At 53.3% G+C, this 9283-nt stretch carries 13 protein-coding genes; 7 read left to right on the top strand and 6 right to left on the bottom strand.

The genetic code is table 11. The features are described 5' to 3' along the window. Window positions 1–34 precede the first annotated feature (34 nt). Genes ACQ86N_RS31525 through ACQ86N_RS31510 form a run of 4 tightly spaced genes read right to left on the bottom strand, consistent with a single transcriptional unit; the run spans window position 35 to window position 2550 of the window. On the bottom strand, window positions 35–1717 hold the full coding sequence (locus ACQ86N_RS31525; RefSeq protein WP_431210501.1) for a hypothetical protein: 1683 nt from the start codon (window positions 1715–1717) through the stop codon (window positions 35–37). A gap of 8 nt (window positions 1718–1725) precedes the next feature. Then, entirely contained in the window at window positions 1726–2145 is a 420-nt protein-coding gene (locus tag ACQ86N_RS31520; RefSeq protein WP_431210500.1) for a hypothetical protein, read from the bottom strand. Further along, the gene (locus ACQ86N_RS31515) at window positions 2139–2300 is read right to left on the bottom strand and encodes a hypothetical protein (protein ID WP_431210499.1); all 162 of its coding nucleotides are present in this window, start codon (window positions 2298–2300) and stop codon (window positions 2139–2141) included. Before ACQ86N_RS31515 ends, ACQ86N_RS31520 begins: the two co-directional genes overlap by 7 nt. Before the next feature lie 58 nt (window positions 2301–2358). Beyond that, the gene (locus tag ACQ86N_RS31510) at window positions 2359–2550 is read right to left on the bottom strand and encodes a universal stress protein (RefSeq protein WP_431210498.1); all 192 of its coding nucleotides are present in this window, start codon (window positions 2548–2550) and stop codon (window positions 2359–2361) included. A gap of 148 nt (window positions 2551–2698) precedes the next feature. On the opposite strand from ACQ86N_RS31510, the gene ACQ86N_RS31505 reads away from it, so the two are divergent. The 6 genes from ACQ86N_RS31505 (at window position 2699) to ACQ86N_RS31480 (ending at window position 5872) form a co-directional block, all read left to right on the top strand. Next, window positions 2699–3397, top strand: a complete 699-nt coding sequence (locus ACQ86N_RS31505; RefSeq protein WP_431210497.1) for a response regulator transcription factor — start codon at window positions 2699–2701, stop codon at window positions 3395–3397. Beyond that, window positions 3397–3798 (top strand): hypothetical protein, encoded by a 402-nt coding sequence (locus ACQ86N_RS31500; protein ID WP_431210496.1) that lies wholly within the window; start codon window positions 3397–3399, stop codon window positions 3796–3798. Before ACQ86N_RS31505 ends, ACQ86N_RS31500 begins: the two co-directional genes overlap by 1 nt. Beyond that, window positions 3788–3964 carry a hypothetical protein gene (locus tag ACQ86N_RS31495; protein ID WP_431210495.1) on the top strand — a complete coding sequence of 59 codons (177 nt, stop codon included), beginning with the start codon at window positions 3788–3790 and terminating at the stop codon, window positions 3962–3964. Before ACQ86N_RS31500 ends, ACQ86N_RS31495 begins: the two co-directional genes overlap by 11 nt. Before the next feature lie 8 nt (window positions 3965–3972). Beyond that, window positions 3973–4866 carry a sensor histidine kinase gene (locus ACQ86N_RS31490; RefSeq protein ID WP_431210494.1) on the top strand — a complete coding sequence of 298 codons (894 nt, stop codon included), beginning with the start codon at window positions 3973–3975 and terminating at the stop codon, window positions 4864–4866. A 140-nt stretch (window positions 4867–5006) separates the two neighbouring features. Beyond that, entirely contained in the window at window positions 5007–5669 is a 663-nt protein-coding gene (locus ACQ86N_RS31485; protein ID WP_431210493.1) for an OmpA/MotB family protein, read from the top strand. Beyond that, complete coding sequence (locus tag ACQ86N_RS31480; protein WP_431210492.1) at window positions 5648–5872, top strand: OmpA/MotB family protein; 225 nt, start codon at window positions 5648–5650, stop codon at window positions 5870–5872. The genes ACQ86N_RS31485 and ACQ86N_RS31480 overlap by 22 nt, the downstream gene beginning before the upstream one ends. Here the strand turns inward: ACQ86N_RS31480 and ACQ86N_RS31475 are convergent. Then, window positions 5850–7622 carry a serine hydrolase domain-containing protein gene (locus ACQ86N_RS31475; RefSeq protein WP_431210491.1) on the bottom strand — a complete coding sequence of 591 codons (1773 nt, stop codon included), beginning with the start codon at window positions 7620–7622 and terminating at the stop codon, window positions 5850–5852. The genes ACQ86N_RS31480 and ACQ86N_RS31475 overlap by 23 nt on opposite strands. A 74-nt stretch (window positions 7623–7696) precedes the next feature. Continuing rightward, on the bottom strand, window positions 7697–8542 hold the full coding sequence (locus ACQ86N_RS31470; RefSeq protein WP_431210490.1) for a hypothetical protein: 846 nt from the start codon (window positions 8540–8542) through the stop codon (window positions 7697–7699). 64 nt (window positions 8543–8606) lie between these two features. Here ACQ86N_RS31470 and ACQ86N_RS31465 point away from each other — a divergent pair, with 64 nt between their 5' ends. Next, a complete protein-coding gene (locus ACQ86N_RS31465) occupies window positions 8607–8813 on the top strand; it encodes a hypothetical protein (RefSeq protein WP_431210489.1) in 207 nt (68 codons plus the stop codon). The last annotated feature ends 470 nt before the right edge of the window (window positions 8814–9283 follow it).

The following is a 9283-nucleotide window of genomic DNA, read 5'->3' as shown; positions in this document are numbered from 1 at the left end:
TGACAAGATTAGGCCAAAAGGGGAGTGGTTTTTTTCAAATGTGATGAAATGGGTGGATTTTGTGACTATTTGGTGCCCATTCCCCGCCTGCGGCGGTGGAATGGGTTGTGGTAGAGCGGGATTTCTCCGGGTTCTTTTTGAGGATGGCGATATAGTGTTCGGCGTCGGTGTTGCCCGGGTCGAGGGCGAGGAGTTTGCCGAAGTATTCGATGGCTCCTTCGTAGTCCTTTTGGGCGTTGGCGCGGTAGGCGGCGATATAGCCGTAGGATTCGATGAGGTGTTTTCGGTTGGTCTTGTTGGTGGTATCTTTTGTGCAGATATCGATCAGCTTCATATATTGGGGGATGGCCATGCCCGTGGTCATTGCCGTGTCGATGGCCACGTCTGCGCGTGCGCGCCAGTAGTAGCCGAAGTCCTGGTCGGGGTATTTTGTTTCGTACATGGCGAAGACGCTGTCGGCCATGGGATAGTCCTTTGCCATGTAGTGGGCGAGGCCCCAGTTGAAGAGGTCGAGGTTGGTGGCTTTTGTGTTGCCATTGTAGTATTTGCCGAGCCAGATGGCCTGGTTGGCGTAGTCCTTTTGTTTTTTGTAGCCGTCGGCGAGTTTTTTGGCGAAGGCGTAGCGCTGGAGGGTGTCCTTTTGAAGAAGGGCGGCCTGGGCGTAGTATTTGGTTGCGGAGTCGGGGTGGTTGAGGGAGGCGTATATGTCGCCCATAGTTTCAAAGTCCTTCTCGACGAAGCTGGTGTCTTTCTGTTTATTGAAGTACTGTTGCATGTAGTCGAGGGCTTTTGCCGAGTCGTGCAACTCTTTGTATGAATAGGCTATGAGCTTGTACAGGCGGGGTTCGGTAGCGCCGGCGTGGCTGGCTGAGCAGCTGCTGCGCTTTTGTACGGCGTCGGCGTATTTGGCCGAGGAATACAGCATGTCGGTGACTAGGTAGTCGTTGCGGATGCCGGGGTCGTCGTTGGCGGTATAGTGTTTGAGATCATCCATGGCCTTGTTGACGTCGCGGAAATACCAGTGATAGTATAGCTCGTACCAGGCCGGGGCGTAGCTGGTGTCGGCGGCGACGGCGTCGTTGAAGTACTGCAGGTATTGTTCGGAGTTATTCTGTGAGACGAAGATCTTGCCCGATTTGTACATGGCTTTTGCGTATTTGGCGTCTTCGGTGAGTGCGTCGTGGTAGGCCCTGAATGCGTTGCCTCCGTCTTCGAGCCTTCTGTAGGAGTCGCCCATTTCGACGTAGAGTTCGGGGTTGTGTTTGTCTTTTTTGATCGCTTTTGTGAGGAGTTCCAGGGCGTAGTGGGCGTCGCCGGAGTCGGACATATTGTGGGCGTGTGCGACGGCGAGCAGGATGACCGGGTCTTTTTCCTTTGTAGCAGTCAGGGCTTTGCTGAAACAGGAGGCGGCGCTGTCTTTTTTGTGGTTATACAGGAATATGAAGCCTCTGGCGCAGAGCCCCGTGGGTTGTTCTGCTGCCGGGGCAGGGATGGTTATGGGGGCCGGTTGGTGTCGGTTGAGGTATGTTTCGGTTAGGAGCCACCAGGCTTCGGAGTTGCCGGGGTCGGTAGTTAGGATTGACTGGAGTTCGGTGGCGGCGCCGTCGTATCGCTCGTAGTAGAGGAGGTGTCTTGCGTCGGCTGTAGAGGGGGACTGAGCTTTTGTGCCATCGATAGCAAGGCAGAGAACTGTCGTGAAAAGTAGTAGTTGTCGCATCGTTATAATTAATTGTTTTTATATGGTTCCAGGTCCAATACCTGAATTTTAGAGTCCCGGCGGAGGAGGTCGCTGATGTGCCGTGATCCGCCGATACCGCTCTCGGTCGCGGGGTTGAGCAGGATCAGGTCGGCCATGATGAGTTCGGCATAACTTAGGGTGGCCCTTGCGAGGTCATGTCTTGTCACGGACGAGACTTCGATGGGGTGGTGAAGGCTTTCACGCAGCTGGTGATAGGCTTTGAGGAATGCCTGTGGCAGGCCCTCTTCGTTGTCATTCTTCTGGATGGCCAGAAGGTGTACCTGTGCCCGGTAGCGTCGGGCCAGCAGGATCCCCCATTCGAGTTTCCGTTGAGGCAGGAAATCCCGGATGGGGATGACGATAACCCTTGGTCGGGTATCGATGGATCCTGGTTTGGCCGTTAACACAGGGCTATTCGTTTTTTCGCGACTGTGTCGGGGGAGACCTTTGATGTTTTGGTCAGGAGGTTGATCGCCCACCCGGGGGTCCAGGGTTTTAGCTGGTTTTGTTTGCCGATGACGATGATGTCGGGGGTCAGGAAGTTGGCGCATTCTATGATCATTTTTTGGACAGCGCCTTTGAGGACGTGGGTTTTGATCTCCGGTCCGGGGTAGTCTCCTTTATTCGCTGCGCCAGCTGGTCGAGCTGGGTTTTGGCGACCAGGGCGGCAGGGGGCGGTGGGGCTGCACCACGTGGAGGAGGTGGAGTACGACCTTATCGGCCCCGATAAGGCTGATCGCTTTTTTTACCGCGATCTCCGTGTTGAGGGTGAAGTCGACGGGAATAAGGAGTTTTGTAAAGACTATCGCCATATGGTACAATTTGGTTAACGGATATTAACAATTAATTAGAGGGGGATTAGAATTAGATTAGAGAATTTGGGGTGGCGATGATATTAGAATTAGATTAGAGACCGCCGGGTTTTTGGGGTGCGCGGGTGATAATTTGTAATTTTATGGGATGGCAGAGGAAAGAAAGATACTAATTGTGGAGGATGAGCGGAAGATCGCCGACACCCTGAAACTGGGGTTGGAGGAGAATGGTTTTTATGTCGAGGTGGCGTATGACGGGAAGATCGGCCACCAGCTGATCGTCACGCACCGGTATGATCTGATCATTCTGGACATCAATCTGCCGGGGATGAATGGCTATGATCTTTGCAGGGCCATCCGGTACCGTGACCCGGATAAACTGGTGATCATGCTGACGTCGATGAGTTCGCTGGATGACAAAGTGGAAGGTTATGACGCGGGGGCGGACGACTACATGGTCAAGCCGTTTGAGTTCAGAGAGCTGTTGCTGAAGATCCGGGCCTTGCTGAAGCGAACGCCGGGGCAGGCGGTGCCGGTGGGTAATGTGCTTCGGGCGGGAGACCTTGAGATGAACCTGGATACGAAGGAGGTACACCGGGCGGGGCAGCGGATCAAGCTGACGGCGAAGGAGTTCCAGCTGCTGGAATACCTGATGCGGAACAAGAACAGGGTCGTTTCGCGGGCGGATCTGGCGATCAATGTCTGGGACGTGGACTTCAATACCAATACCAATGTCATCGACGTATATATTAGTTATGTCCGCAATAAGGTGGACAAGGATTTCGACTACAAGCTGATCCAGACCCATGTGGGGATGGGTTATATTCTTAAAACCGGCGGAAGCTGATGCCGGTAAAGATCCGCATAACGCTGCTGTTCACCCTGCTGGTAGTGGGGATACTCACGCTGGTTTGTGGTTCTGTCTATTATTTCTCCTATACCAATCGAATTTCGGATATACGTACCCGGTTGACCAACCGGGCGATCACCACCGGCCGCCTGCTGAGTCAGGGCGGGGTTTTTGACCAGGCGCTGCTGCGGAAGATAGACGCGTCGACGTCGATGGCGATGCAGGACAAGGTGATGGAGGCTTATGACAGCGCAGACCGGAAAGTATATTGGTATAGTGATGGGCCGGAGGATACGTTGTCTGTCGTGAAGGCGGTGATCGAGCGGGTGCGGAAGGCGCTCGGATGGCGTCCTGTATTTTACGCAGGGGCGTCGCGATGCGGTGGGGGTGGACTATAAAGACGGGGGCCTGGTGATCGTTGCGGCGGCGTATGACGAGCCGGGGAATGAGAAGATGCGGCATCTTCGACTTGTGCTTTCCCTGAGTTTTGTTGGCGGGATACTGATCTCGGTGGTCGGGGGTATTTGTTTTCTATTTCTTTATTGCATCCTATCCGGCGGATAGCGGACGAGGTGAATGAGATCTCGGCGCGGAATCTGACGCGGCGGATCAGGTCGACTGCCGAGAGCCGGGATGAGTGGGACTATCTTTCGGGGACGCTGAACCAGCTGCTGAACCGGATGCAGGAGAGTTTTGAGATACAGGGACGATTTATTGCGAATGCGTCGCACGAGTTATCGACTCCGCTGACGTCGATATCGAGTCAGCTGGAGGTGGCGTTGCAGCGGGTGAGGACGGTGGAGGAGTACCGGCAGGTGATACAGTCGGTGTATCAGGATGCGCGGCAGTTGAGCAAGCTGACGCAGACGTTGCTGGAGTTTGCGAGGGCTTCTGGGACGGCGGCGGGGTTGGAGATCGATCTGATAAGGATCGATGAGGTTTTGTTGCGGTTGCCGGGGGAGATAGGGAAGGTGGGGACATGGGGGGGATATGGGGTTGGGGTGGCCGGTGGGGTTGGGGGTTTGGGCGGCGCGGGTGGGGTTGCCGGGGCGGCGGGGTCTTTTGAAGTGGGGTTGAATTTTGATGGGTTGCCGGAGGCGGAGGAGTCACTGTTGGTGTTTGGCAATGAGGAGTTGTTGTTTACGGCGATACGGAATGTAGTGGTGAATGCGTGTAAATATTCGGATGATCATCGGGCGGTGGTGAGGCTGGCGGTGCAGGGGAAGGAGATCCGGATATCGGTGGAGGATCGGGGGAAGGGGATAGCGGAGGAGGAGAGGGAGAGGATCTTTCAACCGTTCTATAGGACGGAGGAGAGGCATACGGTTCCGGGGTTTGGGTTGGGGTTGTCGTTGTCGAGGAGGATCATACAACTTCATAAGGGGTGGATTAGTGTGGAGTCGACGGTTGGGGTGGGGTCGATGTTTTATATTGTGTTGCCGGTGGCGGGGGCCCGGGGGGTGTAGGGGCGGCTGGGACCCGGGTAGCGATGGTTCACGGACGGTGTGGAGGCGGCTCATGGTAAAATCTAATCAAATTCTAATTCTTCTTTAATCTTCGCCTAATCCGGGTGTTCAACCTTGTTGTCTCAATCAAATCAACCTTTATGCGTATCAAAACCCTGGCGCTGGCCGGTGTCCTGCCGGCGCTGTTGTGCGTCTCCTGCGTCAGCAGTAAGAAGTTCAAGACCCTGCAGTCGAAGTATGATTCTCTGAGCAAGTCGTATGGCGATTTGCAGAATGACCTCAAAAATTGTAATGGTAAGACGGCGGGCCTCGTGCAGGATAAGTCGGATTGTGATGCGAAGGTGGCTGCGTTGCAGAAGCAGGTAGATTTCCTGAAGGCCAACAATACTCAGGCCCTGAAGCAGCTGGAGGATATGTCGGTGATCTCGGGCACGCAGGCGGAGAGCATCAAGAGGTCGCTGGACAATCTGGGTGCGAAGGATGCTTATATTCAGAGTCTGCAGTCGGCGATGGCGCATAAGGATTCTTTGAATATGGCGCTTGTGAACAATCTGAAGGGCGCGATCGGCGACTTGAACGACAAGGACATCAATATCAAGGTCGACAAGGGTGTGGTCTATGTGGATATATCGGACAAGCTGCTTTTTGCCAGCGGAAAATATGATGTTACGAAGAAGGCACAGGAAGTATTGGGGAAGGTGGCGAAAGTGTTGAAGGCACAGCCGGATATTGAATTTATGGTGGAAGGACATACGGACAACAAGCCGTTCCGCAAGGGGTGTTGCTGGACAACTGGGACCTGAGTGTGAAGAGGGCTACCGCGGTGGTCCGGATCCTGCAGAATCAGTATGGCCTCGAGCCGGCGAAGATGGCTGCTGCCGGAAGGGGTGAGTATGTGCCTGTGTCAACCAATGATACCAATGAAGGAAGGGCGCAGAATCGTCGTACGAGGATCGTGATCCTGCCCCAGCTGGATCAATTCTTTAAACTACTCGAGCATAAGTAGGGACACTGCCTGCCTGCAGTTTGTTTTGTTTATCAATCCGTGCTCTGGTTAGCCCCCCTGATTTTTCAGGGGCTTTTTTGACAAATTGGAGGTGCATCACTCTGTTGCCATTGAGTTCAAAACCCGTGATCTGGTCTTTGGCATTGCGCGTAATGTGAAGGTGGTTCATCCACCAGAAATCGCTTATCAGGTGGTCGCTGCCAGACAGGGTGAGGGGTGAATCGTTGTATTTTGCATTGCTGAGTAACAGACGATGGTCTTTTAGGCTGATCCGGTAGCTGCAGTCGAGTTCGGGGCAATAGTAGGTGCCGGTATAGGCGGTCAGTTGGCGGTCCGTCTTTGCAGCGGTATCATATTTTTCCCAGTGCAGATGATTACCCACAGGCCAGGATTCTTCGGTGATGGGATGTCCGGTATTTCCACCGGAAAAAATAAAGCTTGAGGTCGTGTCGGTGAACACCTTGGAGGTGTCGGTTCCGGCCGCAATCAGTAAATGATATTTGTGGTCCGGGGTGATTGCATAGAATTTGTGATCCTTTATCACGAAGGCAAAGCGGGTGCCGTCATCGGCAATATAGTTGCCGGTGTAGTTGAGGAGGTTTCCAGTATCGGTCAGAACAGCCTGGGCGCTGTCCCGGCGGGATGATTTATTTTTGGGTGTGCCTTTTTCATCTTTTATGAATAGTGCCGCGAGTTGGTCGTTTATGCGCTGGGCATTGAAGCCGCCAAGGTTGCTGAAGACGATAAATCCCATTTTCCGGGCGGGAAAAACGCTGACAAATGTCTGGTAGCCTGCATCCCCTCCGCCATGCTGATAGCGCAGCTGACCATAGATGCTGTCCGCCACGATCCCTTTGGCATAGTTGCGAACTTTCGAGCCGTTGACGAGAACCGGCTCTGTCAATTCCTGAACTTCTTTATTGTCGCCGATTGTGTGATCATAGAAGTTGATGATCCATTTGCTCATATCGTCGATATTGGTGAAAAGGCTTGTCGCGCCGACGGTCGAGTAGCTGAGCACCGCGTTGACATAGTGATCCTTTTGGGGCATAAAATAAGAATAGGACCGGTTGGGCACGATCTCGGTATAGTCGTCATGAAAATGGGTGTTTTTCATTCCGAGGCGCCTGAAGATGGCCGAGTCGGAGAATTGCCGCAGTGTTTGTCCGCTGACGGATCTGACAATTTCGGCAAGCAGCGTAAAGTTGCTGTTGGAATAACTCCAGTCTGTTCCGGGTTTGAAATTCAGGGCCTTCTGCTTAGCGAGTATCTTGATGATCTGGTCCTGTGTGATCACGTCATCCAGCCGCGTGCCCGCTATGGCCAGCAATTCCCACTGGTCACGGATGCCGCTGGTGTGGTTCATCAGGTTGCTGATGGTGATCTTTTCCTTCAGATCGGGAAACCAATTCAGGTATTTACGGATATCATCATCCAGGCTGAGCTTTCCCTGTCTCTCAAGCAGCAAAATGGACCAGGCAGTGAATTGTTTGGAGACCGATGCCATGTGAAAGATAGTTTGGGGCGTGATGGCAACGCCATATTCCAGATTGGCCATGCCGTAGCCCTTTGAAAAGATCAGTGAATCATTTCTCACCACTCCAATGGCGCAGCCGGGACCGGAAGTATTGTTCCACTGATTGAAAAGACTGTCGATCCTGTCTGTGATCTGTGGTGGCACTGATTGGGCGGTAGAGCTGTGAAGGGTGGCGCAAATGGCGATAAGCGGGAGAAGCAATCGGGCTTGCATGGCGGTATTTTGCCACCAATATACATAAGAATTCAATGCATAGGATAAAATATTTTTCCCCGGCGGTCGGAGGGTTAGTTGACGAGATACATGCGGGTGGCGGAGTTGATGTATTCGGTGGGGTCGAAGGCGCCGTCGAAGGTGTCGCTGAGTGCGTTGAGTTTCACTTCGAGGCCCTGGATCTTCGTGCCGATCTCTGGGTCGTTGCGGTATTTTTTGATGAGGTCCTGGTAGCGGCCGATGATGCCGCGGATATCGAAGGTGAGTTCGCCGAAGCGCATTTTGAGGGACTGGACGTCCATGAGTTCGTAGTAGATGGGTTGTTTCCAGTTCTTGATGTCGGCGGACTTGCGGTTGGTGACGAGGGCGGAGGCGGATTTGCGGAGGTCGGTGAGGAATTGGTAGCGGAGTTCCGCGTCGGTCTCTTTGGAGAACTGGCGGCTGTATTCTCCCGGGGAGACTTTTAGCAGGGTGAGGTTTTGGTTGAGGATGGTATCGTAGTGTATCTGGAGTTTTTCCAGCTCGTTGGTGACGAGGTCCCATTGCTGTTCGACGAGGTCTTTGTCGTAGTCGAACTGGCTGAGTTTGGCGGTGAGTAGGAACATCTTCTGGCTCTGGTCGCGGAGTTCTTTCTTCTTGCTGCCGAGGGAATTGATGAAGGAGTTGATGCCCAGGAAGAGGGCCTGTGAGATCGGGCCGGTGATGGAGGCCGCGCTGGTGAGGTTGCCTGTGATCTGGACCATGTCGTGGAGGACGTTGAGCGCGGGTTCGCGGTCCTTCTCGCGCTCGATATAGTCATAAAATTTCTTATACCAGTCCTGGTAGCCGGGGTATTTCATCGGGTCGGCGGTTTCGCTGAGTGTCGAGAAGAAGCTCTTCGCGGAGTTGAAGAGGACGAGGGGTTTTATCTCCTTGTCCATGGACACGAGGTTGATGATGGCGGACTGGTAGTTGGCCTGGTAGACGTAAAGTTCGTTCTCTTCGATGGCCTGTTGTTTTTTCTCGAGGGACTGGACGCGGAGGAGGAGTTTGTCGGCTTTGTCGCGGGCGTCGCGGGAGGCGGCTATCTCGATGTCGAGGGAATCGACCTTGTGGTCCAGTGCGGGAGAGGGTTTGGTCTATGTTTTTTGTCTTTTTGTCGAGGTTGTTCTGGATGTCGCCGAGGACTTTGTTGCGGATATTTTTGTCTGAGTTTAGGGTGGTGTCGGGGACGCGGGTGGTGTCGGTGGACTGAGTGGGGCCCAGGAGCGGAGAGGTGGGGGTTTGGGCGGTAAGGGTGGTTGTGGACAGTGTGGCGACCGTGGATATGGTGGCGGCAAGTAAGAAGAGGTACTTTCTCAAGCTGAGTGGATTTTACTCCTATAAATGTAAAAGGGAAAAAAGAAAGCCGGGGTTAGAATGCGATTAGAAAGGCGGGGGTATCGTAGAAATACGATAAAAATCGAGGGCAATCACTCTTTTTTAACGTTTGATTGTGATGTAGTTTTGTCCTATCCAATACCGATGAACGCCAACTAAAATCCAGAAAAACCAAACGCTTTCAACGGATCAAAGAAAGCACCAAAATTCCAATTTCTCTTGAAAGGCCCCTGACTAACTCTTGGGGGTTTTTTCGTTTTAGGGGGTGTGGTCCCCATCTTTCCTTTTTTACATTTATTTAT

The organism is Puia sp. P3 (genome assembly GCF_050632245.1).
Taxonomy (GTDB): domain Bacteria; phylum Bacteroidota; class Bacteroidia; order Chitinophagales; family Chitinophagaceae; genus Puia.
The sequence above is the reverse complement of the archived record's forward strand: the minus strand, read 5'-3'. Positions and strand labels throughout refer to the sequence as shown.

Coding starts and splice junctions, on each gene's coding strand:
- ACQ86N_RS31515 (WP_431210499.1), bottom strand. CDS start 2,300: ATGATCATAGAATGCGCCAACTTCCTGACCCCCGACATCATCGTCATC.
- ACQ86N_RS31485 (WP_431210493.1), top strand. CDS start 5,007: ATGCGTATCAAAACCCTGGCGCTGGCCGGTGTCCTGCCGGCGCTGTTG.
- ACQ86N_RS31505 (WP_431210497.1), top strand. CDS start 2,699: ATGGCAGAGGAAAGAAAGATACTAATTGTGGAGGATGAGCGGAAGATC.
- ACQ86N_RS31475 (WP_431210491.1), bottom strand. CDS start 7,622: ATGCAAGCCCGATTGCTTCTCCCGCTTATCGCCATTTGCGCCACCCTT.
- ACQ86N_RS31465 (WP_431210489.1), top strand. CDS start 8,607: ATGGCCTGTTGTTTTTTCTCGAGGGACTGGACGCGGAGGAGGAGTTTG.
- ACQ86N_RS31470 (WP_431210490.1), bottom strand. CDS start 8,542: ATGGACAAGGAGATAAAACCCCTCGTCCTCTTCAACTCCGCGAAGAGC.
- ACQ86N_RS31510 (WP_431210498.1), bottom strand. CDS start 2,550: ATGGCGATAGTCTTTACAAAACTCCTTATTCCCGTCGACTTCACCCTC.
- ACQ86N_RS31500 (WP_431210496.1), top strand. CDS start 3,397: ATGCCGGTAAAGATCCGCATAACGCTGCTGTTCACCCTGCTGGTAGTG.
- ACQ86N_RS31525 (WP_431210501.1), bottom strand. CDS start 1,717: ATGCGACAACTACTACTTTTCACGACAGTTCTCTGCCTTGCTATCGAT.